This is a genomic window from Brevundimonas sp. BAL450 (genome assembly GCF_015767455.1).
Lineage (GTDB): Bacteria > Pseudomonadota > Alphaproteobacteria > Caulobacterales > Caulobacteraceae > Brevundimonas > Brevundimonas abyssalis.
Map to the genome: position 1 here is coordinate 100791 of NZ_JADWOW010000056.1, position 24239 is coordinate 125029.

Sequence of the window (24239 nt, forward strand, 5' to 3'; positions counted from 1 at the left end):
GCGTCCACGGTCGGAAAAACGGACGAAATTAACCGCCCGACCCTTGTGCGCCTTGGCATTGGCTCCGAAAAATGCGGGATCAAACTGCGGTTTCCGCCCGCATCTGCTCCTCCCCCGCTCGCGGGGAGGGGGACCATCCGAAGGATGGTGGAGGGGGCGGAACCGCGCGATAACGGCGCCATGCGAGCGCCGGTCCTCACCCTAAAACGCGCGCGAGACCTTCGTCGGTCCATGACCCCGCCCGAGACGGCGCTGTGGGCCTCTCTGCGTTCGCGCCAGCCGGGCCGCCCGGCCTTTCGGCGCCAACACCCGGTCGGCCCCTACATCCTGGACTTCTATTGCGCGAAGGCGCGCCTGGCGGTGGAGGTGGACGGCTTCGTCCACGAGACCAGCGGTCGGCCCGAGCACGACATCCGCCGGACCGCCTGGCTCGCATCACAGGAAATCGACGTCATGCGGATTCCGGCCGCCGAGGTTTTCAGCAACCGGGACGAGGTCATCGCCCGCATCTGGGATCAGGTCTGGCTAAGGCTCCGCGCCGTCGGCCTCTAGACAATATCCTCCCCCGCAAAGCGGGGGAGGGGGACCGCCGTCAGGCGGTGGAGGGGGCAAGCTTCAAGCACGCTGGATGGAGTCACCCCCTCCACCACTTCGTGGTCCCCCTCCCCCGTGAAGAACGGGGGAGGATACAAGGCGCAACGAAAGGCCCCTACCCCACCGCCAGGCGGGCCTCGTCGGCGTTCAGCCAGTCCGACAGGGTCCGGGCCATCTGGTTCACATCGATGGGCTTGGCGAGGTGGCCGTTCATCCCGGCTTCCAGACAGGTCTGCACCTGTTCGCGACCCACATTGGCGGTCAGGGCGATGATCGGAATCCGCCCGATCCCGCCGCCCAGCCCGCGAATGGCCCGCGTGGCGTCCAGCCCGTCCATGACCGGCATGTGCACGTCCATCAGCACCAGGTCATAGGCGTCCTGGCGCACCGCCTCCACGGCCTCGGCGCCGTTCTCCACCGTGTCCACCGTCAGCCCCATGCCGCCCAGCAGCACGCTGACCAGCTCCCGGTTCGCCGGGGCGTCGTCAGCCATCAGGATGCGCGCCGCGCCGATGGCGCGCACCGCCTCGCCCTCGGCCTGATCCTCCGCCCCGTCCGCCATGGGCAGCGGAACCTGGAACCAGAAGGTCGAACCCTCGCCCGGCGTCCCGAAGGCGCTGATCTCGCCGCCCATCATCTCCACCAGCTGGCGCGAGATGGCCAGGCCCAGCCCGGTCCCGCCGAAGGTCCGCGTGGTCGAGGCGTCCGCCTGGGTGAAGCGGTCGAACAGCTGCTCCACCTGGGCGTCGGACACCCCCACGCCGGTGTCCTTCACCGACAGCGACAGCCACACCCGCCCGTCCGTCCCCGGCTCGCAGGATGCGGTCACCGTCACCCCGCCCTCGGTCGTGAATTTCACGGCGTTGGACAACAAATTCAGCAGAACCTGCCGCAACCGCCCCGAATCCCCGATCAGGCCCGGGGGCAGGTCCGGGTCGGTCTCCAGCTTCAGGTACAGGCCCTTGGCCCGGCACTGGCCCTCCATCAGCTCCACGCCCGCCTGGGCCAGGGCCAGCGGGTCGAACCTGTGCGGGTCCAGCTCCACCGCCCCCGCCTCCAGCTTGGAGTAGTCCAGAATGTCGTTGATGACCGCCAGCAGGGCCTCGCTGCCCGCCGCGATCCGCTCCACATAGCGCCGCTCCTCGTCGCCCAGCGACCGGCTCTGGCCCAGCAGTCCGGCGAAGCCGACCACGCTGGTCAGGGGCGTCCTCAGTTCGTGGCTCATGTTGGCCAGGAACTCGCTCTTGGCCTTGGCCGCCGCCTCGGCCCGATCCTTCGCCGCCGTCAGCTCGGCCTCCAGCACCTTGCGCGGGCCGATCTCGCGGATCACCGCGATCAGTTCGCCTTCCGGGTCGTCCTCCGCCACCTTGCGGAAGCTGCCCTCCACCCACACCGGCTCACCGCCCTTGGGCTGCACCCGGTACTCCAGAGTCGCGCTCTTGCCGGTCCGGTGCACCTCGGCCAGCACGCGCAACAGCCTGGGCCGGTCCGCCTCGACCAGGAAGTCCTGGGCCTTGCGCCCGATCATCTCCTCGCGGCTCAGGCCCAGGATCTGCTCGCCGGCCGGCGACAGATAGGGGCACGTCCCGTCCGGCCGCACCCGGCAGATCACGTCCGCCATGTTCTCGGCCAGGAGACGATAGCGGCTGCCCTGCCGACGACTCTTCTCCAGCGTCTGGACCAGTTCGTCCTCCAGGGCCTTGCGGTCGTCGATGGTGCGGATGCAGCACACCACCTCATGCTCGCCCCGGCTGTTCTGCACCCGCTGCATGTTGTTCTCGGCCCAGCGGATCTCGCCGTTCCGGTGCTGGGCCCGGTACTGCACCCGGCGCGGCTCGCCGGTCTTCAGCACCTCGGCCAGGGCGTTCAGGAAGATCGGCCGGTCTTCCTCCAGCAGGAAGTCCTGGGCCTTCTTCCCGGCCATCTCCATCGGTGACCAGCCGATCACCCGCTCCACCGCCGGCGAGATGTAGTTGCTGCTGCCGTCCGCCTTCACCCGGGTGATGACGTCGCTGATGTTGTCGGCCAGCAGGCGGTAACGGTTCTCGTTCCTGCGGGCCCGGTTCAGGGCCTCCTCCCGGTCGGTGATGTCCTGATAGACGCCGAACAGGGCGGTCACCCGCCCCTGTGCGTCCGACTGGGTCACCGCCTGCGACTGCACCAGGCGCACCTCCCCGTCCGGCCGCACGATCCTCAGCTTGAAGGCGTAGGGCTCGCCTGTCTCCAGACTGCCGCGAACCTTGGCCTCCGCCTCGGCCCGGTCATCGGGGTGATAGAGGGCCAGGGCGTTCGCCACGGTCAGCTCGAAGCTGTCCGGGTCCACCCCGTGCACGTGATAGACCTGCTCCGACCATTTCAGTTCGCCGGTCAGCGCATCCACGCGCCAGTGGCCGACCCCTGACACGGCCTCGGCCATGTCCAGCATCTCCAGGCTCTCGCGCGCCGACAGGGCTTCCTCGCGCTTCTCCAGCATGTCGGCGGCCAGCTGCGCCATGCTCCTCAGCGCCTTCAGCTTCGCCTCATCCGGCCGGGGCCTCGGCTTGTCGTCCAGCACGCACAGCGCGCCAACGTTGCGCCCGTCCCGCGTGGTGATGACCGCACCGGCGTAGAACCGCACACAGCCATCGCCGGCCACATGGGGGCTGTTCTCGAACCGGGGATCCAGGCTGGCGTCCTCGACCACCAGCACGCCGCCCTGCCCCAGCTCCACCGCATGGGGCGTAAAGGCGGTCTCGCGGTCCACCTCCGCCACGTCGATGCCCAGACGCGACCGGAACCGCAGACGATGCCCGTCGGTGATCGACACCAGCGCGGCGGGCGCCTCGAACAGGGTCGCCGCCAGACTGGTCAGCCGGTCGAACGGCGACGCCTCGCCGGTCTCCGCCTGTTTGGTGTGCGAGTCTCCGTCCGACAAACACCGTCCTCCCTGGCGCGGGAGATTGGCGCCATAAGACAAAGGCTTTCTTAGCGAGCGCGGTTTTTTCTACCGGGCAGGCCCCGCTCCGCCATCCATTCGGGCGCCTCGAAGTCCAGGGCGTCCTCGGGCTCGTTCAGGGTCATTTCGTTGATGGTCTGGCCCCGGATCGACACCCCGGCCCGGTGCACGCTCTCCGGATCGCCCGAGATCAGCGGATGCCAGTCCGCCAGCCCCCGCCCCTCATGCAGCCGGCGATAGGCGCACGACTTCGGGATCCAATTCAGACCCCCGATATTGGCGGGGCTCAACTTCACACAGTCCGGCACCTGGGCCTGCCGCCCGGCGTAGTCCGAACAGGCGCAGGCCGTGGAATCGAACAGCTTGCAGTGCACCCGCGTGGGGATCACCTCGCCGGTGTCCTCATCCTCGAACCGCACCAGACAGCACAGCCCGCACCCGTCGCACAGGCTCTCCCACTCGGCGGCGGTCATCTCCTGCAGCGACTTGGTCTCCCAGAACGCGCTCACGTCCGCGCCCCCCGGGCGCCTACACGCCCGACCGTCCTGCAACCCACCGAAAACGAAACCAATTCCATCGCGCCCCCCCATATCCGTAATCACCGCCGATGTCGCGGGGGGATGGACGAGCGGGGAAAGAAGGGCGGACCCGCCTCCGGCGCGGATCAGGCCGCCAGCACAGAGGCGTCGGCCCCGTCCTGCATGGCCCGGTTCGCCGACACCTGGAACCGCCGGATCAGCCGATGCAGCTCGGCGGCGTCGCGCAGCAGATTGTGGCTGGCGGCCGTGGACTGCTCCACCATGGCGGCGTTCTGCTGGGTCGTCTGGTCCATCTGATTGACGGCCACATTGACCTCGGCCAGGGCGCTGGACTGCTCCTGCGCGGAGGCCACGATCTCAGCCACCATCTCGTGCAGCGCGCCGACCTGCCCGACGATGGTGACGAGCGACTGTCCCGTCTGGTCGACGAGGCCCACGCCCTCACGCACCTGGCTCGATGAGGTCGAGATCAGGGCGTTGATCTCCTTGGCGGCCGTGGCGGATCGCTGGGCCAGCGCCCGGACCTCGGTGGCCACCACCGCGAAGCCCCGGCCGGACTCGCCTGCGCGCGCCGCCTCGACACCCGCGTTGAGGGCCAGCAGATTGGTCTGGAAGGCGATTTCGTCGATCACCCCGATGATCTGGCTGATCTCGTCGGATGATTTCTGGATCTCGCCCATGGCGGCCACGGCCCGTTCGACCAGTTGGCCGCTGGCCTCCGCATCGCGCTGGGCCGCGCCGGCCCGGGCGCCCACGTCCTGCGCCCGTTGGGACGTGCGCGAGACGGTGGCCGTGATCTGGTCGAGGGCGGCGGCGGTTTGCTCCAGGGCGGCGGCCTGCTGCTCGGTGCGCCGGGACAGGTCGTCTGCGGCCGCCGAGATCTGGGTCGCGCCCTCGTGGATGGTGTCGGCGTTGGCGTCGATGTGGGTCACCGCCTCGTCCAGGTCCTGGATCGCGGCGTTGTAGTCGCTCTGCAGCACGCGATAGGCCTCCGGGAAGGCGCTTGTGATGCGGTAGCTCAGGTCGCCCTGCTTCAGGGCGGACAATCCCGCCGCCGTCGCCTGAACCACCTCGAGCTGCTCGGCCTGGACCTGGGCCTCACGGTCGGCGGTCTCGGCGCGCAGGTCATCGGCGGCGGTCCGGCTCGCCGCTGCGGAGGCCAGCGCCTCGTTGGCGCGGTCGGCGGCGGCGGTGGCCTCGGCGGTCCGTTCCGAGGTCACCCGGAACATGGTGACGACGCTGGCGGCCACCCACGCGAGGACGCCGGCCTCCACCAGCAGGATGACGGCGTGGAAGATGACCCGCTCCAGACTGGCCGAGCCGGGAAACACCAGGCTGGGCAGCAGGAAGCTCAGGGTCAGATGGTGGATCGCCACGGCGGCGGTCCCGGCGGCGATGGCGCGCCAGTCGCAATAGATGATCGTGACCGCCAGGGCCGCGAAATAGGCCATGTGCATGTCGATCTGGTACTCGTGCCCCTTCAGGGCGGACACCATAAGCGACACCTGACCCACCAGCAGGATGACCGACAGGATGCGCCCGGCCTGGTTCACGCCCAGCAGCCAGAACACCGCCGTATGGGCGGCGGCCAGGCCGACCATGCTCATCACGGCGGCCGAAAGGACGAACTCGCCCCCTAGCAGGCTTGCCGCCGCACTGATGGCCGTCAGGACCCAGCTCAGGCCCAGAAGGATGAGTCCGCCCCCGTGCCGCTGGGCGGCGAGGTCTTTCGGTTGCCAGATCATGATGTCCAGTTTCCAGGTGTGAGGCATCCGGCGACGGCCGGATCAACAATCAGCCAGGCCCCCGCCGCTTTCAGCTCGTCCATCAGGTGCGGGCCGCCGTAGACCACTCTCACGAGTTCGGAGCTGTCCTGCGGGCTCACGACGCCGATGGCCGAGACCACGGCGTCCGACCGCGCGGCCGTCCACCAGGGCGGGAACACGACGGCGACGATGTGGGGGTCTCGGGGCTGGGCCGCGACGCCAGCGGCCGGCGCCAGGGAGATCAGGATGGCGGCGCCCACCAGCAGGGTCGCCGCAAAGGGGCGGCGACGTTGTGCTGAAACAGTAATTCTCGACGCGACGCCCATTCTCGCACTTGGCCTTCAGGCCTTTAAAATTCTCATAATCCCCAAGGGGAGTCAGCCATCCACAGAATGTGGAACATAGGGCGAACATTCGCTCGACCAGGACGGATCGGCGTCGTACCAAGGGCTCGGGTCGGCGGCTTCCAGACGGAGACCGCCGTGAGCGAAACCATCACCATCATCCGCCGCATGGCCGAGGCCGCGAACGGCGACCTGGGCGCCGACTTCCGCGCCGGCCTGTCCGTGGGCCTCGCCGAGGCCGAACGCCAGCACCCGGGGTTTCTGGACGGGTTGCGGCGGACGGAGGGCGAGCGACCGCTGGCGAGCATCGCCCGACGCGCGGCGCTGCTGCGAAGGGAGGGCTAGGGGCAGGGAAAACGGCGCTTCATACGGCCCGTCACTGCCCCCTCAGCCCCTCGCCCCCGGAATTGCACCAATTGCACCAATTGCACCGTGCACTTCCCCGACGTCCGCCCTTGCCCCCGGCCCCCGTTCCGCTAAGCCTGTCCCCGTAACCCGGGGGCCGTTTCATGATCCGTCTGCTGTCTGTCGTCGCGCTGGTCTGCGGCCTGTTTCTGGCGCCTGCCGCCCAGGCCCAGGCACAGGCGCAGGACCTGTTTCCGGGGGCCAATCTGGACACGGCCATCCCCGCCCCCGAAGGCGTCATCGGCCATCCGGTGGGCGAGCGGCTGACGCCGGTGGCCGACATTCATCGCTATCTGGAGACCCTGGCCGAAGCGGCGCCGGACCGCATGGTCACCGGCGAGTACGGCCGCACCTGGCAGGGGCGGCGGCTGATCTGGGCGGCCATCTCCTCGCCCGAGAACATCGCCCGGCTGGACCAGATCCGCGCCGCCTCCCGCGCCCTGGCCGACCCGCGCACGACCGATGCGGCCACGGCCCAGCGGCTGATCGCCGAGACCCCCGCCATCGTCTGGCTGGCCTATTCGGTGCACGGCAACGAGGTCGGCCCCGCGGAGGCCTCCATGGCCGTGGCCCGCCACCTGCTGGCCGCCCGGGGCGATCCCCGCATCCAGCGCATGCTGCAGGATACCGTGGTGGTCCTGATCCCCACGCAGAACCCCGACGGCCGCGACCGCTTCATCAACGGCTACCGCGCCGGCCAGGGGCTGGAGTCCGATCCCGACGTCCAGTCGGTGCAGGGCCGCGAGCCCTGGCCCAGCGGGCGCTTCAACCACTATCTGTTCGACCTGAACCGCGACTGGTTCGCCCAGACCCAGCCCGAAACCCGGGGCCATGCCGCCCTGCAGATGCAGTGGAAGCCCCAGGTGGTGGCCGACATCCACGAGATGGGCACCGACCAGACCTATTTCTTCCCGCCCGAGGCGGACCCCTTCAACCCCCTGTTCACCCCCAGCCAGCTGGCCATGCGCGAGGTCATCGGCCGGGCCCACGGCCAGGTCTTCGATCAGGCGGGCATCGCCTATTTCACCCGCGAGTATTTCGACGCCTTCTACCCCGGCTACGGCGACAACTGGCCCGGCTATTCCGGCGCCATCGCCATGACCTACGAGCAGGGCTCGGCCCGGGGCGACGTGCGCCGCCGCTCGGACGGCAGCCTGCTGACCCTGTTCGAGACGGTGCGCAGCCAGTTCCTGATCTCGCTGTCCACCATCGACGCCGCCGCCGTGAACCGGCAGCGGCTGATATCCGACTTCCACGCCTATCACGCCTCGGCCATCGACGAGGGGCGCCGCCTGGGGGCCATCCTGCTGCCGCGCACCGGCTTCGACCCCGCCGCCGCCGACCGCCTGGCCCGGTCCCTGGCCTCGCAGGGCGTCGAGGTGGGCGTGGCCGGAGCGGGCTTCTCCGCCTGCGGCTCCCACGCCGCCGGGACCTATGTGATCGACCTGGCCCAGCCCGCCGGGCGACTGGCCCGGGTGCTGCTGGACCCCTCGGTCAGCCTGCCCGCCGACTTCACCGCCGAGCAGGAGCGCCGCCGCGCCCAGGGGCTGGACCACCAGCTCTATGACATCGCCGCCTGGGCCCTGCCGCTGGCCTACAACACCCCGGCGATCCAGTGCCGCAGCCGCCCCGGCGTGGCCGTCACGCCCCTGTCCGGCGACGCGCCCCTGACCGGCGGCGTCATCGACGGCCGGAGCGCTGCCGCCTGGATCGTGCGTCCCGGCCTGTCGGGCATGCGCTTCCTGACCGCCGCCCTGCGGGACGGCCTGAACGTGCGCGCGCTGGAAGCCGGCTTCACCCTGGACGGCCGCGACTGGCCCGCCGGCTCGCTGGTCCTGACCCGGGGCGCCAACCCGGATGACGCCCCCGCCCGAATCGCCCGCATCGCCACGGACACCGGCGCCGTCGTCGAGGGTGTCGCCGACACCTGGGTCACCGCGGGCCCCAGCCTCGGCTCGGACCGCGCCTCGGTGGCCCGCGCCCCGCGCATCGCCATGGCCTGGGAGACGCCCACCGGCCCCACCTCGGCGGGCGGCCTGCGCTGGATGATCGAGCGCGAATACGGCTATCCGGTCACCATCATCCGCACCGCCCAGATAGCGGGTTCGGACCTCAGCCAGTACGACGTCATCATCCTGCCCGACGGCGGCGGCTACGCCGCTGCGCTGGGCGAGCGGGGCGTGGCCGGTCTGCGCGACTGGGCCCGTCAGGGCGGGGTTCTGATCGGCGTCGGCGGCGGCATGGGCTTCATGTCCGAGCCCGGCTCACAGATGCTGGCCACCCGGCTGGAGAGCCGGGTCGCCGACGAGGACGCCGAGGCCCCCGCTCCCGCCGACGAGGCCACCGTGCCCGGCGTGATCCTGACCAGCCCGGACCAGCTGCGAAACGTCGTCCGCCCGGCCGAGGGCAGCCCGGACTCCATCCCCGGCATCCTGCTGCGCGCCACGACCGACCCTGACCACTGGCTGGCGGCCGGGGTGGCGCCGGAGCTGAACATCCTGGCCTCGGGCTCGGAGATCTACGCCCCCCTGCGGCTGGATCAGGGGGCCAATGTGGTGCGCTTCGCCGGTCCCGACGACCTGCTCGCGGCAGGCTACATCTGGGACGAGAACCGCGCCCAGCTGGCCTACAAGCCCGCCGTGGTGGCCCAGTCTCTGGGCTCAGGCCAGCTGATCGGCTTCGCCCACGACCCCTCGGCGCGGGGCTTCATGCGCGGGCTGGACGTGCTGTTCCTCAACGCCGTGTTCCGGGGGCCGTCGCACACCCGGTGATGCCTGGGCTCAATGGCTGACGGTCTTCGAGAAGACGTTGATGACGATGACGCCGCCGATGATCATGGCCAGGCCGAGGATGGCCGGGGCGTCCAGCCGCTGCTTGAACACCACCCAGCCGATCATGGCGATCAGCACCACGCCCATGCCGCTCCAGATGGCGTAGGCGAGGCCAACGGGGATCTCCCGAAGCGCCACCGACAGCAGATAGAAGGCGGTCAGATAGCAGCCCGCCATGCCGACGGTCGGCACGGGCCGGGTGAACTGCTGGGAGGCCTGCAGCAGGCTGGTGCCCACCACCTCCAGCAGGATCGCGGCCCCCAGCGCCAGCCAGGTGATCGGGCTCACTTCGCCGGGCCGGTCAGAAGCGCGCCGATGGCCCGGCGCTGGTCCGGGGTCACGTCGAACAGGCCGAACAGGTCCGACATCCACAACCCATTGGCCAGAAGCCGCAGCATCAGGGCGTCGTCCCGCCCCGCCGGATCGACCGGGTCATCCTCGGCCAGTACGTCCGTGCCCGCCCGCCACCGCCGCGCCAGCGCCGGGTCGATGGCGCAGGCCACCAGCGCCGCGCGGCCCAGCACCAGATCCTGCTCGTCGCCCGGATTGTCCACGCTGACCCGCATGGCGGCCCGGGCGTTGCGGTTATAGGCCTCCGGATCCTTCGCAGCCTCGGCCCGCACCTCCTCCACGTGCTGGCGGGCCAGCTCGTCGATCATGCCTTCCAGCAGCGCGGCCTTGGTGGGGAAGTGATGCAGCAGGGCGCCCTTGCTGACCGGCAGGCGCTCGACCACCGCGTCCAGGGTCAGGGCCAGCGACCCGCCCTCGGCGGCCACGGCGATGGCGGTGTCCAGGATCAGCTGGCGGGTCTGTTCGGCGGTGCGGCGGGGGACGGGGATCATGGACGTCCATACCGACTGGACGGTTGGACCTCAAGCCGCCGAGACGGTGGCCATGGCCGCCCCGGATGACGTATAGGGCGCGCCTCCCCATCTGACGGAACATCATGGCCGCCAAGAACGCCTCAAGACCGCCCCTCATCGCGCTCAAGGACATCCGCCTGCAGGACGGACCCCGCCCCCTGTTCGAGGGGGTCGATCTGGCCATCGAGCCGCGCATGCGCGGCTGTCTGGTGGGCCGCAACGGCGCCGGCAAGTCCACCCTGATGCGGCTGGTCATGGGCATGATCGAGCCGGACTCCGGTGACCGCACGGTCCAGACCGGCACCCGCTTCGCCTATGTGCCGCAGGAGCCGGTGATCACCGGCGAGACCCTTCTGGACTACGCCGTCTCCGGCGGGGCCGAGCCCTGGACCGCCGAAAGCTGGCTCGAGACCTTCGGCCTGTCGCCCGCCAAGGCCGCCACCGGCCTGTCGGGCGGCGAGATCCGCCGCGCCGCCCTGGCCAAGGCCTTCGCCGAGGAGCCCGACGTCCTGCTGCTGGACGAGCCCACCAACCACCTGGACATCCTGGCCATCGAGCGGCTGGAGCAGGAGCTGGCCGCGTCCCGCATGGCCGTGCTGACCGTCAGCCACGACCGCGCCTTTCTGAACAAGGTCACCAACACCTGCTACTGGCTGGAGGGGCGCCAGGTGCGCACCCTGAACCGGGGCTTCGAGCATTTCGACGCCTGGGCGGATCAGGTCACGGCCGAGGAGGCCGAATCCCTGCGCCGCCTGTCCAAGGCCATCGAGGCCGAGACCCACGCCTTCTACCGCTCCATCACCGGCCGCCGCACCCGCAACGAGGGCCGCGCCCGCCAGCTGCGCGCCATGCGCGCCGACCGCTCCGAGCGTCTGCGCGACCAGCCCCGCGAACTGTCCCTGGACGTGGATTCCGGCGGCCAGTCCGGCAAGCGGGTGGCCGAACTGCGCGGGGTGACCAAGGCGTTCGGCGATCGGGTCATCCTGCCGCCCTTCACCACCCGCATCCTGCGCGGCGACCGCATCGCCATCGTCGGGCCCAACGGCGCCGGCAAGACCACCCTGGTCAAGCTGATGCTGGGCGAGCTGGAGCCCGACTCCGGGTCGGTCAAGCTGGGCGTGGGTCTGGAGCCGGTCTATCTGGATCAGGCCCGGGCCGAGCTGACCGGCGACATGACCCTGCGCGACGCCCTGACGCCGGGCGGCGGCGACTCCATCATGGTGCGCGGCACGCCCAAGCATGTGGCCGCCTACGCCAAGGACTTCCTGTTCACCGACGGCCAGCTGCGCCAGCCGGTCTCGACCCTGTCCGGCGGCGAGCGCAACCGGCTGCTGCTGGCCCGCGCCCTGGCCCAGCCCGCCAATCTGCTGATCCTCGATGAGCCCACCAACGACCTGGATATGGACACGCTCGACCGGCTCGAGGAGCTGCTGGCGGACTATGACGGGACCCTGATCCTCGTCAGCCACGACCGGGATTTCGTCGACCGCCTGGCCACCTCCACCATCGCCCTGAACGGCCGGGGCGGGGTTGTGGAGACCCCCGGCGGCTGGACAGATTTCGTGCGCCAGAACCCGGGGTTCCTGAGCGAAGACAAGGCGTCCACCGCCGCGCCCGCCGCTCCTGCGAAGCCGGCGGCCGCCAAACCGGCCCCCGCCGCGCCCACCCGCAAGCTGTCCTACAAGGACGCCCGTCGGCTGGAGGAGATCGAGCGGCTGATGGCCGAGGCGCCCGCCGCCATCGCCGCGAAAGAGGCGAAACTGGCCGACCCGGACCTCTACGCCCGCGACCCCGCCGCCTTCCAGCGCCTGACCGACGAACTGCAGGCCCTGCGCGACCAGATCGACGCCGCCGAGACCGAATGGCTGGAGCTGGAGGAGAAGAAGGCCGCGCTCGCGGGGTGAACCAGGCCTTCCTCCCCCGCCTGCGGGGGAGGGGGACCATCCGAAGGATGGTGGAGGGGGCGACCCGGACGCCGGCGCTTGAATTTGCCCCCCTCCACCGCTTGCGGTCCCCCTCCCCCGTTCGCTGCGCTCCGGGGCAGGAGATGGCCCACGAAAAAGGCCGCCGGGGTTTCCCCCGACGGCCAGCACGTCCGTCCGGCCCGATCCCCGCGGGGTCGGCGGCGGGTCGCGAGGACCAGCCGGACGGAGTGTCTCTTGAGGCCCCGGCGCGGGACGAGGCTGGCTGATCGTGGTGATCAACCGGACCTCATCCCCCGCGCCAGAACCGGATCGCTGCGCGGTCCGGTGCGCGGGGTCCCCTTCTCCCATCGAGAGAAGGGATCAGTCGTCCTGGCCTTCCTCGGGCTCAGGGGCGCCCAGCATCTCCTCGGCGATCTGGCCCGAATGGGCGCGGACGGCCTTTTCGATGGAGGCGGCGATGTCGGGGTTCTGCTTCAGGAACTCGCGCACGTTCTCGCGGCCCTGACCGATGCGCTGGCTGTCATAGCTGAACCATGAGCCGGACTTCTCGATCACCTCGGCCTTGACGCCCAGATCGATGATCTCGCCGATCTTGGAGATGCCCTCGCCGTACATGATGTCGAAGATCACCTCGCGGAACGGCGGGGCCACCTTGTTCTTGACCACCTTCACGCGGGTGGTGTTGCCCACCACCTCGTCGCGGTTCTTGATGGCGCCGGTGCGGCGGATATCCAGACGCACCGAGGCGTAGAACTTCAGGGCGTTGCCGCCGGTGGTGGTTTCGGGCGAGCCGTACATCACCCCGATCTTGTGCCGGATCTGGTTGATGAAGATGACGATGCAGTTGGTGCGCGAGATGGAGGCGGTCAGCTTGCGCAGCGCCTGGCTCATGAGGCGCGCCTGAAGGCCCGGCAGGCTGTCGCCCATCTCGCCCTCGATCTCGGCGCGCGGCGTCAGGGCGGCGACGGAGTCCACCACCACGATGTCCACGGCGCCCGAACGCACCAGGGTGTCGGTGATCTCCAGCGCCTGCTCGCCGTTGTCCGGCTGGCTGACCAGCAGGTCGTCCAGGTTGACGCCCAGCTTCTGGGCGTAGCTGGGGTCCAGGGCGTGCTCGGCGTCCACGAAGGCCGCGGTGCCGCCCGCCTTCTGGATCTCGGCCACGGTGTGCAGGGCCAGGGTCGTCTTGCCCGAGGATTCCGGGCCGAAGATCTCGATCACCCGTCCATAGGGCAGGCCGCCGATGCCCAGGGCCATGTCCAGGCCCAGCGAGCCGGTCGAGACGCTGGCGATCTCCGCCACAACCCCGCCCTTGCCGAGCTTCATCACCGAGCCCTTGCCGAACGCCCGGTCAATCTGAGCCAGCGCCGCTTCCAGCGCCTTGGCCTTGTCGCCGTCTTCCTTGCCCACGAGTTTCAATGCCGCCTGCGCCATTACTTTCGGTCCTTTTGCCACGATTCCCCGTCTGTCGTTCCGGAAGAGGCCCGCTACCGACCCGCCCCTGCGACTGACGCCATATGTGCATGGTTTGTTCTCGTTCGCAATATGTTCTTTTTTGCAGGTACGTCCGATTTTGACAGAGATGGAGCAGGCCGTTCAAACCGCCTGGGTTTGTCTCGCCTCGTCGTATCCGGCCAGGGCTTCACCCATGGCCTCGAACAGGCCCGCGAAGGTGATGGGCTTGGCCAGGTGGCCGTCGGCGCCCGCCTCGCGCCCGGCCTGGACATGCTCGTCCAGGGCGTTGGCGGTCAGCATCAGGATCGGCGTGCGCGGGCGGGCGCGCTCGATCTCCAGGGTGCGGATTTCGCGGGTGGCGGTCAGGCCGTCCATGACCGGCATCTGCATGTCCATCAGCACCAGGTCCCAGTCGGCCTCGCCATAGGCCCGCACCGCCTCGGCGCCGTCCGCCACCGCCGTCAGGTCCATGGCCGTCTGGGACAGCATCACCTCGATCACCTTGCGGTTGGCGGGATGGTCGTCGGCCAGCAGCACCCTCAGCGGCATGGCCGTCAGGTCGGCGCGGTCCACCGGGGCGGCGGCCGGGACCGTTTCAGCCTCGGCGGCCGGCAGGGGAATCGCGAACCAGAAGGTGGAGCCTGCGCCCGGCGTGCTGTCGCAGTCCAGTGTCCCGCCCATCAGCCGGGCCAGATCGCGGGAGATGGCCAGGCCCAGGCCGGTGCCGCCGAAGCGACGGGTGATGGAGCCGTCAGCCTGCTGGAAGCGGCCGAAGATGCGCGCCTTCTGTTCCGCGTCGAAGCCGATGCCGGTGTCCCTGACCGAGAACCGCACACAGTCGCCTTCGCCGGGCTCCACCGTCAGGGTGATCTGGCCCTGGCTGGTGAACTTCAGGGCGTTGGAGACCAGATTGGCCAGGATCTGGCGCACCCGCACCGCGTCGCCGTTCACCACCCGGTCCACGGCTGGATCGATGTGGGCGGTCAGCAGCACGTCCTTCTCCTCGGCGCGCAGCCCCCACAGGGTGGTGATGTCGTGCACCGCCTCGCCCAGATGGAACGGCGCCCGCTCCACGGTGATCTGGCCGGACTCGATCTTGGCGCTGTCCAGGATGTCGGACAGCAGGCGCTCCAGGGTCTTGCCGGAGGAGCGGATGACCTCGGCCATTTCGTGCTCGCGCGGGGTCAGGTCCGCCCGCGCCAGGGCGTCGGCCATGGCCACGACCCCGTTCAGCGGCGTCCTGATCTCGTGGCTCATATTGGCCAGGAAGGCGGACTTGGCGTCGTTGGCCTGGTGGGCCCTGAGGCGGGACTCGCGCAAATGCCGGCTCTGGCGCAGCTGCCAGATGAGGACGCCCGTCGCGCACAGCAGGAACACGATGGCGATGCCGACGATCCAGCGCTGGGACTGGATCACGTCCTGCTGGAGCCCGGCGTTGGTCTGGGTCATCTCGAGCTGGCGGCGGCGCTCCTCCAGCTGGGCCTGCATGTCGCCGGTGACCTGATTGATGCCGGCGCTGAAGCGGCGCGCGGTGGCCACCTCATTGTCCACGAAATGGTCGCGCAGCACGCGGTAGGCTTCGGCGTTGCGGCCCTGGGCGAACAGCAGCTCGGCCCGGGCCAGGGGCACGCGGGAGACGCCCTCCTCGCGGAACTCGCCGGCCGCCTGCAAGGCCTCGATGCGCGCCATGTCCCGCGCCGCCGCCTCGGCCATGCCCAGCCGCGCCCGGGCGATGGCCCGACGCGGCAGCATCTGGGGCGCCAGGAAATCGGCCGCGCCCAGGTTTTCGCCATAGGGTTCGAGGCACGCCAGCACATCGCGCCAGGCCCGCCGCGCCTCGGCCGTCATGGCGCAGAGATTGGCGTCATAGACGATCAGGCTCTCCAGCCCGGTGCGCTGCGCCAGGCGGCGATGGGCCAGAAAGAGGGCGTGGGCCGTCTCCGTGTCGCCGATCTGGGTCGACAGGCGCGCCAGGTTGTAGAGGCTGTCGAAATCGGGACGGGGGTACTCGGGCTTGTTGTAGTCGATCTCGTACCGGCCGAAGGCGGCGGTGGCCCCGGCCACGTCGTTCAGCTTCATCAGTCCGATGCCGGTCATCTCCCACAGGCCGGCGTGGGCCGTGCGGGAATAGGGACGATCATCGGGAATGCGGCTGTCCATCTCGGCCAGACGCTCCAGCCCCTCGCCGATCCGGTCCTGATCCATCAGGGCCAGGGCGTGGATGCGCACCGCGTGGGCCCGGACGAACCAGTCGTCCGTGGTGTCCGCGATGCGCGCCATCTCGGCGGCCGCGGTGGTGTCGCCCTGATCATAGAGGATGGTCAGATCGTTCAGAGCGGCGATGGCGATGTAGCGGTCGTCGCCCTGCCGCGCCGCCGCCTCGGCCAGCCGCCCGTTCCACAGCCGCGCCTGCTCGAACTCGCCCTGGTTCAGGCTGATCCACGCGACATGATAGAGCCGGTTCAGCCCTTCGCGGTCATCGCGCGTCAGGGCCTCGCGGCCGAAGGCGTAGAGATCGGCGAAACTGGTCGCCCCCGCCCGGGCCTCGACAGCCTCGGCCAGCTCCATGGCCGTGCGATGCGGCGTCTCGGCCCTGGCCGGGGATGCGCCCGTGACGATCAGGATGAGGGCCGCGAGAAACGCGGCGCGTACGACATGCATGCTACTAACCGTCGAGGGACGGCCGTCATGGTGAACGTCAATCCTTGATCAAGCCTTAGCGGACTTGGCTTTTACGCGCCGAACGCCTCTTCCAGCGCCTTGAACATGGGCTTGGGGCGGCCCAGCCAGTCGAACATCAGGGGCTCGTCGCGGCCGTCGTCCCAGTCGCCGCGCCGCAGCACGCTGTCCCGGTCGCGCAGACCCCACACCGTAAAGGCGAAGCGCTGACGCTCGGGCAGGGCCATGAAGGCGTCAGCGATCTCGCGCACCCGCTCGGTCTGCAGTTCGCGACGGCGCGGGGTGCGGGTCAGGTCGGTGCGTGAGCGGCCCATGGACATGTCCAGTTCCGAGACATGGATGGGCAGGCCGAACTGGGCCATCTCGTTGATGAAGGCCGCCGTGCGCCCGGGCTCGATGTCATAGTCGATGTGCGACTGGGTCCCCAGCCCGCCGATGGGCGCCCCCTGCCCCAGCAGCCGCTCCACCATGCGCAGGAAGGTCGCGCCCTTCCGGGGATTATGCTCCAGATTGTAGTCGTTGATGAACAGCACCGCGTCCGGGTCCGCCTCGGCCGCCACCTCGAAGGCCCGGCGGATGTAGCCGTCCTGTCCGAAGCGCGCGGACCAGTGACAGTCGCGCAGGCCGTTGCCGTCTTCGGCCACGGCTTCGTTGACCACGTCCCAGCCGGTCACCCGGCCCCGGTAGCGGCCCATGACCTCGCGGATGTAGCGGTCGTGCTCGGCGGCGAAGCGGGTCTCGTCCAGACCCTCGAAATAGGCCCGGCCCTGCGAGTACCAGATCAGGGCGTGGCCGAAGAGGCTCATGCCGTGCTGGGCAGCGAAGTCGGCGATGGCGTCCGGCGCGGCGAAGCGGAGGCGTCCGCCCGGCCCCAGGATGTACTCCATCTTCATCTCCCACTCGGGCGTGAGCTGGGAGAAGTGAGTGGACGCCAGCTCGACCCACTGGGGATCGCGGAAATGGTCGGTCATGGCGGCCACCCCGACGGGGAAGGACGCCACGTCCCGCAGCGGCCGGATCGGTCCCTCGACCACTTGGGACGCCGCAGGCCGTCCGTCACAGGCGGCCAGCGCCAGGGTGGAGGCCAGAAGCGCGCGACGGCTGAACAGGGGCTGGGTCATGGGACGGGCGGTGCAAGGAGGGCGCCAGCTTCTCCTCCCCAAAGCGAAGCGCATGGGGGGAGAAGGATCAGCTCGCCCGTTTCCGCAGTCCCAGCTCGTCGAAGGCCGCCGTTTCGCGCCTGGCGGCGGCGATCAGGCGGTTGAGGCGGGTGGTCTCGGCCACCTGTTCGAACTTCTTCAGCTCCTCGAAGGCGGAGGTCAGGGCGTCGCGGGCGCCGGCTTCCTCGGCGTCCAGTTCGGCCAGATCGGTTTCAGCAGCGGCCTTGCGGGCCTTCCAGCCGGCCAGATAGGCGCTCAGCATCATGCCGGCCTGGGTGTCGTGGCGGCTGCGTTCGCGCTCTACCTCGGCCTCGGCGTCCAGCACCGCCAGCCGCATCTCGGTGGACGCCCGCCGCGCGGTGATCTCGGCGAGGCGCTTCTGCAGCGTCTCCACCTCATAGTTGGAGATGCGGATCAACGAGTGAGCCCAGCTGGTCATTGGCTATCCTCCGGAGGGATCATGCCCTGGTTCAGGATGGTTTGAAGACGATCGAATGAGTCGGCCATGCGCGTCACCTCGTCCTTGTCCTGGCCCAGAAACGCTTCAAGCGCGGGGTTCAGGGCGATGGCGCGGTCGACGATGGGGTCGGCCCCGGCGCGGTAGGCGCCGATGCGGATCAGCTCCTCCATGTCCGAATAGGCGCTCAGGCACTGGCGGGCCCTGCGGTTCAGGTCGCGCTCGGGCAGGGTCTGGCAGTCCGGCAGGGTCCGGCTGACCGACTTCAGCACGTCGATGGCGGGGAAGCGTCCGCGCTCGGCGATCTTGCGGTCCATGACGATGTGGCCGTCCAGAATGCCGCGCACGGCGTCCGCGATGGGCTCGTCATGGTCGCCGCCGTCCACCAGCACGGTGAACATGGCGGTGATGGGCGCAGCCTGGGTGCCGTCCGGCCGGATCGGTCCCGGCCCGGCGCGTTCCAGAAGCTTGGGCAGTTCGGAGAAGACCGTGGGGGTGTAGCCCTTGGTGGTCGGCGGCTCGCCAGCGGCCAGGCCGATCTCGCGCTGGGCCATGGCGAAGCGGGTGACGGAGTCCATCAGGCACAGGACCTCCAGATCCTGGTCCCGGAAATATTCGGCCATGGCCATGGTCATATAGGCGGCCTGACGGCGCTTGAGGGCCGGCTCGTCGCTGGTGGCGACCACCACCACGGCGCGCTTCAGCCCCTCCTCGCCCAGGGTCTCCTCGATGAACTCGCGGACCTCCCGACCCCGTTCGCCGATCAGACCCACCACCACCACGTCGCAGGTGGCCTGCCGCGCCAGCATGGACAGCAGCACCGACTTGCCCACGCCCGAGCCGGCGAAGATGCCCAGACGCTGGCCGCGGCAGGTGGTGGTGAACACGTCCATGGAGCGCACGCCCAGGTCCAGCCGCTCGCCCACCCGGCCGCGCGAATGGGCAGGCGGGGGCGCGGCGCGCAGAGGATAGGGGGCGGGTCCGGGCGGCAGCGGCCCCTTGCCGTCGATGGGATCGCCGAAGGCGTCGATGATGCGGCCCAGCCAGGCCGTGGTCGGCCGCACGCTGGCGGCCACGTCGAGAATGCGGATGTCGGCGCCGGGCGCCACGCCCTCCACCGGGCCATAGGGCATCAGCAGGGCCTTGGAGTCGCGGAAGCCCACCACCTCCGCGGGCAGGCCCTGATGGCCCCGGCGCACGATCTCGGCCCGCGCGCCCACGGCCAGCCGGCTCATGCCGCCCCGCGCCTCGATCAGCAGGCCGGACACGCCCGCGACCTTCCCGGTCACGACCAGCGGATCCACAGCCTCAACAGCGGCGACGAGATTGCGCAAGAATGCCCCTCAGCGGAGACAGCCCCCAAGGCCGTCTTCCCGTTAAGAATTGCTGCGAAACGGTTAAGCGGGGGTGAAGGAAACCTTGACCGCGCCACGCTCTTTGAGCCGCTCTGGCGGGCCGCCGCAGCATTTCTGACTTTGCCACGGCGTGAGAAGGCCTATCTATCCCCTACGCCACGACGACAGACAGGAGCCTTTCCATGACCGACACCCCCTACGACGCCTCGCGGCACGCCAAGACCGGACGGGGCAAGGTCTATGACTCCATCGTCGACACCATCGGCGACACGCCGCTGATCCGGCTGCCGCGCCTGTCGGCGGAGATGAAGCCCAAGGCCACCATCCTGGCCAAGCTGGAGTTCTTCAACCCCATCGCCTCGGTCAAGGACCGCATCGGGGTGGCCATGATCGAGGCGCTGGAGCAGGCCGGAAAGCTGAAGCCCGGCGACATCATCATCGAGCCCACCAGCGGCAACACCGGCATCGCCCTGGCCTTCGTGGCCGCCGCCAAGGGCTACAAGCTGATCCTGGTCATGCCCGAGAGCATGTCCATCGAGCGCCGCAAGATGCTGGCCCTGCTGGGCGCCGAGCTGGTGCTGACCCCGGCCGAGAAGGGCATGAAGGGCGCCATCGCCACGGCTAACGAGCTGCTCGCCGCCACCCCCGGCGCGGTGCAGCCGCAGCAGTTCGACAACCTGGCCAATCCCGCCATCCACCGCGCCACCACGGCCGAGGAAATCTGGAACGACACGGCGGGGGCCGTGGACATCGTCATCGCGGGCGTGGGCACCGGCGGCACCATCACCGGCGTGGGCCAGGTGCTGAAGGCGCGCAAACCCTCGGTGCGCATGATCGCGGTGGAGCCCACCGCCTCGCCGGTGCTGTCCGGCGGCGCGCCCGGCCCGCACAAGATCCAGGGCATCGGGGCGGGCTTCATTCCCTCCATCGTCGACCCGTCCATGATCGACGGGGTCGAGCAGGTCTCCAACGAGGACGCCTTCGACATGGCGCGCCGCGCCGCCCGCGTCGAGGGCCTGCCGGTGGGCATCTCCTCCGGCGCCGCCCTGACCGCCGCCTTCCGCCAGGGGGCCCTGGACGAGAACGCCGACAAGACCATTGTGGCCATCATTCCCAGCTTCGCCGAGCGCTATCTGTCCACGGCCCTGTTCGAGGGGCTGTAGGGCGGGCTTCATCACCCCTGATTAACCGCTTCGGGTCTAAGCTCGCGCCGACATGTCCGAGCCTGCGGCCACATCCGCCGACGGCGCGCCCTCGCCGGGGCCGCGCGCGCGCCATGCGCTGCTGAAGCGCCTGGCCGATGTGGTGTCGTTGCCCGCCAGCCGGGTGAACGCCTTCGAGCGCTCCGTGGTGGGCGACCTGCTGGTGGAGATGCTGCGCCTGGCAGCACCCGAAGATCGCCGCCGGGTCGCCGTGCGCCTGGCGCCCCTGGGCGAAGTCCCCGACAGCCTGGCGCGCCTGCTGCTGCGCGACGAGCCCGAGATCGCGGGCGTGCTGATCGAACAGTGCGCCGCCCTGTCGGATTCCGATCTGGTGGCCTGCGCCGCCGAGGCCGGCCTGGAGCACCGCTTCCTGCTGGCCGCGCGCCGCAACCTGTCCGAGGTGGTGACCGACGCCCTGCTGGCCCACCACGAACCGGCGGTGATCGAGGCGGTGCTGCGCAACACCACCGCTCGCCTGTCGCAACCGGGCATCGAGGCCATGGTCAGCCTCAGCCGCACCCATCCCCAGCTGTGCGAACACCTGCTGCGCCGCCCCGAGATGCGGCCGTCGGGCGCCTATGTGATGTTCTGGTGGTGCGGCCCGGACGAGCGGCGCACCATCCTTCAGCGCTTCGCCGTCTCGCGCGAGGTGATGCAGGAGGTGGTGGAGGACATCTTCGCCATGGCGGCCCAGGAGGGCTGGCAGGACCCGGTCTCGCGCAAGGCCCTGCAGTTCATCGAGCGGCGCCAGCGCAACCGCGCGGCCATCGAGAAGAGTCCCTACGACAGCCTTGAACATGCCGTGGCCGTCGCCGCCTCGGGAGGGCTGAACCGCGAACTGGCCGCCGAGATATCCTATCTGTCAGGCATCAAACCCCTGACCGGGGCCAAGATCCTGGGCGACGAGGGCGGCGAGCCCCTGGCCATCCTGTGCAAGGCCACCGGCCTGTCCAAGAACAATCTTCAGGGTCTTTGGCGCTCCATGCGCCGGCCGGAGACCACGCCGGACGGGAACGGGCACCCGGTCTGGGAGCGGGTGATGATCACCTATGACATGTTCGCCGTGGACCGGGCCCAGACGGTGCTGCGCTACTGGAACTGGTCCCTGTCCTCGGCCCTGACGCCGCAACTGATGCAGGCGATCCGAGAAGGCGACGAAGAGGCGCTGGATGAATACTCGGCCCCCGAACGCGCCGCCATGCTGGCCCTGGCTGAAAACTTCGGACGATGAACTGATCTGCAACTCTAAAGATAAGGCTGCCGATTAGAGTCGCTTCGGCCCCGGTTCCTGTTGATAAACCGCCGAAACAACTTTATTGCCGACTCCCATGGGGAGCGGCGATCCGCTTCTGACCCGTAAAGTCAACAGAACTCCGGAAGCGTGATCATGGACGAAACGTCTGAACTTCTCGAAATGACCGCCGATATCGTGTCGGCCTATGTGAGCAACAACAACGTCGACGCCGAGGCCCTGCCGGGCGTCATCCAGAGCGTCCATTCCGCCCTGGTGGTGGTCAAGGCGGGCGGCGCCCAGCCCGAGCCCGAGCCGCAGGAGCCGGCGGTTTCGGTGCGCAAGTCCATCACTCCGGACTTCCTGATCTGCCTCGAGGACGGCCGCAAGTTCAAGTCGCTGAAGCGCCATCTGCGCACCAAGTACGACATGAGCCCGGAAGAGTATCGGGCCAAGTGGGGCCTGCCCAAGGACTATCCCATGGTCGCCCCGAACTACGCCAAGGCGCGTTCGGAACTGGCCAAGCAGATGGGCCTGGGCCAGGGCGGCCGCAAACCCGCCCGCCGCGCTCGCGCCGCCAAGTAAGACGTCCTGCCTGTCAGGATCTGAAACGCCCGCCCCGGTCGCCGGGGCGGGCGTTTTTACGTGGCTCGCCCATCCTCCCCCGCGAGCGAAGCGACACGGGGGAGGATTGGAACAGAGTTCAGGCTACAGGTTCGTCTGTGACGGGCGGGGCCAGCTCCACCACCGGCATGCGCACGGTGAAGGCCGAGCCTTCGCCCAGGGTGCTGTCCACCATCAGCCGCCCCCCGTGCAGTTCGGTCAGGGACCGCACGAGCGCCAGGCCCAGGCCGGTGCCCATCTTCTTCTGGCCCGCGTCGCCCGCCTGTTCGAAGGGGCGGCCCAGCCGGCCCAGATCCTCGGCGGCGATGCCCACCCCGGTGTCAGCCACCACGATCTCCAGATAGGGCCCGACCCCGTCGGCGGTCAGGGTCACCGAGCCCCCGGCCGGGGTGAACTTCACCGCATTGGCCAGCAGGTTCAGGGTGATCTGCTTCAGGGCGCGGCGGTCGGCCATGATCGTCAGGGCCTCGGGCGGCAGGACGCTGTTCAGAACCACGCCCTTCTCGTCAGCGTTCAGCCGGACCATGGCCACGGCCTCCGACACGGCGTCGCGTGCGTCGAACCGCTCCAGCGCCAGCTCGTACCGGTCCGCCTCGATCTTGGACACATCCAGCACGTCGTTGATAACCGCCAGCAGGTGCCCGCCCGCCTCATGGATGGAGACGGCGTAGTCCGCGTATTTCGGGGGCAGCGGCCCGAACAGGGCCTGGCGCATGATGTCCGAGAAGCCGACCACGGCGTTCAGGGGCGTGCGCAGTTCATGGCTCATGGAGGCCAGGAAGCGGGTCTTGCCCTTGTCGCGGGCCTCGGCCTCGCCCCGGGCGGCGTCGAGGGCGGCCTCGCGCGCATACTGGGCGGTGGCGTCGTGCATCTGGCCGATCAGACGGCCGTCCTCCAGCCCTTTCAGCGCCAGCATGACCCGGCGGTCCAGCGCCTCGCGCGGGGCGAAGCGGGTCTGGGCGTCCAGGCCGTTCAGGGCCTTGTCCAGACCCGACAGGACGGCGGGCCGGTCCGGGCCATGGACGGCGGCGATCAGACCCTGGTCGAACAGGATTTCGGCGGTCAGCCCCGGCGGCGACGCGCCATAGGCCGCCAGCACCCGGCCCGACGGCGCCAGCACCAGAGTCAGGCCCGGCTGGCCGGTCAGGATGGCCTCGCTGCGCGCCATGGCCGCCTCGGCCCGGTGCAGCCGCGTCTGTCGGGCGGCGAAGGACAGTCTCAGCGCAAGGGATGCGGCCAGGGCGCTCATCACCCCGGTCAGGGCCGCCAGCACGGCGTTGTCGACGGCGGGGGCGCCGATCAGGGCCGCGGCCAGACCGCCCGCCGCCGCCAGTCCCGTCCCCAGCGTCCCCATCTGGGCCAGACGCACCCCGCCCAGGGCCAGACCCGCGATCATGGGCATGAAGACGAAGGCCGCCAGCGGGCCGTTCAGCCCGCCGCTGAGCACCGCCGCCAGAATGGCCGCCGCGCTCCAGCCGGTCAGCAGGGCCAGACGCGGACGAAAGCCGTCGCGGCGCAGCAGCAGCAGCCCGCCCAGCCCCGGCGCCACCATGGCCATCAGGGCCAGGGCGGCTGGCCCCTCGACCCCCGCCCCCACGAACCGTCCGCCCAGCGCCAGCACCGCGCAGGCGGTGGCCCACCCCGCGTGCCACATGGCCAGCGGCGGCGGCGCCCCGGTCACGGCGGCGCCGGCGTCAGGCTCGGACGAAGAGGCGGCGGAGGAGGTCAAGCGCGGCGGGGTCCGTTGCGATTTCGAGTCGGCGCGGCGTTCGGCGCGACAGACCAGACTAAAGGCCCGGACGGAACCCGGCGAGATCGCTCGCGCCACAGGCGACCAGATTCCGGTGGACCATCCTTGCGGGGTTGGGGACGGG

Annotated in this window: 19 protein-coding genes; 7 read left to right on the forward strand and 12 right to left on the reverse strand. The window is 69.9% G+C overall.

Features of this window, described 5'->3' with window-relative positions; translation table 11 throughout:
• Positions 1 to 231: 231 nt before the first annotated feature.
• Positions 232 to 552 carry an endonuclease domain-containing protein gene (locus IWC96_RS12095; RefSeq protein WP_231379050.1) on the forward strand — a complete coding sequence of 107 codons (321 nt, stop codon included), beginning with the start codon at positions 232 to 234 and terminating at the stop codon, positions 550 to 552.
• A gap of 157 nt (positions 553 to 709) precedes the next feature.
• On the opposite strand, the gene IWC96_RS12100 is transcribed toward IWC96_RS12095, so the two are convergent.
• The 4 genes from IWC96_RS12100 to IWC96_RS12115 form a co-directional block, all read right to left on the reverse strand.
• Entirely contained in the window at positions 710 to 3508 is a 2799-nt protein-coding gene (locus tag IWC96_RS12100; protein WP_196839008.1) for a PAS domain-containing protein, read from the reverse strand.
• 50 nt (positions 3509 to 3558) lie between these two features.
• The gene (locus IWC96_RS12105) at positions 3559 to 4038 is read right to left on the reverse strand and encodes a YcgN family cysteine cluster protein (RefSeq protein ID WP_021698518.1); all 480 of its coding nucleotides are present in this window, start codon (positions 4036 to 4038) and stop codon (positions 3559 to 3561) included.
• Between the two features lie 155 nt (positions 4039 to 4193).
• Positions 4194 to 5813, reverse strand: a complete 1620-nt coding sequence (locus tag IWC96_RS12110) for a methyl-accepting chemotaxis protein (RefSeq protein WP_021698519.1) — start codon at positions 5811 to 5813, stop codon at positions 4194 to 4196.
• Positions 5810 to 6160 (reverse strand): hypothetical protein, encoded by a 351-nt coding sequence (locus IWC96_RS12115; protein ID WP_045319383.1) that lies wholly within the window; start codon positions 6158 to 6160, stop codon positions 5810 to 5812. The genes IWC96_RS12110 and IWC96_RS12115 overlap by 4 nt, the downstream gene beginning before the upstream one ends.
• 156 nt (positions 6161 to 6316) lie before the next feature.
• Between IWC96_RS12115 and IWC96_RS12120 the strand changes: the two genes are divergently transcribed.
• Both IWC96_RS12120 and IWC96_RS12125 read left to right on the forward strand, forming a co-directional pair.
• Positions 6317 to 6523, forward strand: coding sequence for a hypothetical protein (locus IWC96_RS12120; protein WP_021698521.1), 207 nt, complete (start codon positions 6317 to 6319; stop codon positions 6521 to 6523).
• Positions 6524 to 6687: 164 nt separating this feature from the next.
• Complete coding sequence (locus tag IWC96_RS12125) at positions 6688 to 9354, forward strand: M14 metallopeptidase family protein (protein ID WP_196839009.1); 2667 nt, start codon at positions 6688 to 6690, stop codon at positions 9352 to 9354.
• Positions 9355 to 9363: 9 nt separating this feature from the next.
• Here IWC96_RS12125 and IWC96_RS12130 read toward each other — a convergent pair whose 3' ends face one another.
• Both IWC96_RS12130 and IWC96_RS12135 read right to left on the reverse strand, forming a co-directional pair.
• Positions 9364 to 9702: a multidrug efflux SMR transporter gene (locus IWC96_RS12130; RefSeq protein ID WP_021698523.1), complete on the reverse strand. Its 339-nt coding sequence runs from the start codon at positions 9700 to 9702 to the stop codon at positions 9364 to 9366.
• Positions 9699 to 10256 (reverse strand): TetR/AcrR family transcriptional regulator, encoded by a 558-nt coding sequence (locus tag IWC96_RS12135; RefSeq protein WP_196839010.1) that lies wholly within the window; start codon positions 10254 to 10256, stop codon positions 9699 to 9701. The genes IWC96_RS12130 and IWC96_RS12135 overlap by 4 nt, the downstream gene beginning before the upstream one ends.
• 104 nt (positions 10257 to 10360) lie before the next feature.
• Here IWC96_RS12135 and IWC96_RS12140 point away from each other — a divergent pair, with 104 nt between their 5' ends.
• Positions 10361 to 12181 (forward strand): ABC-F family ATP-binding cassette domain-containing protein, encoded by a 1821-nt coding sequence (locus tag IWC96_RS12140; protein ID WP_021698525.1) that lies wholly within the window; start codon positions 10361 to 10363, stop codon positions 12179 to 12181.
• A 381-nt stretch (positions 12182 to 12562) separates the two neighbouring features.
• On the opposite strand, the gene recA is transcribed toward IWC96_RS12140, so the two are convergent.
• The 5 genes from recA to fliI form a co-directional block, all read right to left on the reverse strand.
• Positions 12563 to 13636: a recombinase RecA gene (gene recA, locus IWC96_RS12145; protein ID WP_045319201.1), complete on the reverse strand. Its 1074-nt coding sequence runs from the start codon at positions 13634 to 13636 to the stop codon at positions 12563 to 12565.
• A gap of 162 nt (positions 13637 to 13798) precedes the next feature.
• Positions 13799 to 16318 (reverse strand): ATP-binding protein, encoded by a 2520-nt coding sequence (locus IWC96_RS12150; protein WP_021697987.1) that lies wholly within the window; start codon positions 16316 to 16318, stop codon positions 13799 to 13801.
• A 71-nt stretch (positions 16319 to 16389) separates the two neighbouring features.
• Positions 16390 to 17457, reverse strand: coding sequence for an endo-1,4-beta-xylanase (locus IWC96_RS12155; protein WP_196839011.1), 1068 nt, complete (start codon positions 17455 to 17457; stop codon positions 16390 to 16392).
• A gap of 67 nt (positions 17458 to 17524) precedes the next feature.
• Positions 17525 to 17935, reverse strand: a complete 411-nt coding sequence (locus IWC96_RS12160) for a flagellar FliJ family protein (protein WP_021697990.1) — start codon at positions 17933 to 17935, stop codon at positions 17525 to 17527.
• A complete protein-coding gene (gene fliI / locus IWC96_RS12165) occupies positions 17932 to 19287 on the reverse strand; it encodes a flagellar protein export ATPase FliI (RefSeq protein ID WP_021697991.1) in 1356 nt (451 codons plus the stop codon). The genes IWC96_RS12160 and fliI overlap by 4 nt, the downstream gene beginning before the upstream one ends.
• A 203-nt stretch (positions 19288 to 19490) precedes the next feature.
• Here fliI and cysK point away from each other — a divergent pair, with 203 nt between their 5' ends.
• The 3 genes from cysK to IWC96_RS12180 all read left to right on the forward strand — a co-directional run bounded on the left by cysK (position 19491) and on the right by IWC96_RS12180 (position 22326).
• Entirely contained in the window at positions 19491 to 20471 is a 981-nt protein-coding gene (gene cysK, locus IWC96_RS12170; protein ID WP_021697992.1) for a cysteine synthase A, read from the forward strand.
• Between the two features lie 52 nt (positions 20472 to 20523).
• Positions 20524 to 21741: a DUF2336 domain-containing protein gene (locus IWC96_RS12175; RefSeq protein WP_021697993.1), complete on the forward strand. Its 1218-nt coding sequence runs from the start codon at positions 20524 to 20526 to the stop codon at positions 21739 to 21741.
• 156 nt (positions 21742 to 21897) lie between these two features.
• The gene (locus IWC96_RS12180) at positions 21898 to 22326 is read left to right on the forward strand and encodes a MucR family transcriptional regulator (protein WP_021697994.1); all 429 of its coding nucleotides are present in this window, start codon (positions 21898 to 21900) and stop codon (positions 22324 to 22326) included.
• A 118-nt stretch (positions 22327 to 22444) separates the two neighbouring features.
• Here IWC96_RS12180 and IWC96_RS12185 read toward each other — a convergent pair whose 3' ends face one another.
• Positions 22445 to 24094 carry a HAMP domain-containing sensor histidine kinase gene (locus IWC96_RS12185; protein WP_021697995.1) on the reverse strand — a complete coding sequence of 550 codons (1650 nt, stop codon included), beginning with the start codon at positions 24092 to 24094 and terminating at the stop codon, positions 22445 to 22447.
• Positions 24095 to 24239 lie beyond the last annotated feature (145 nt).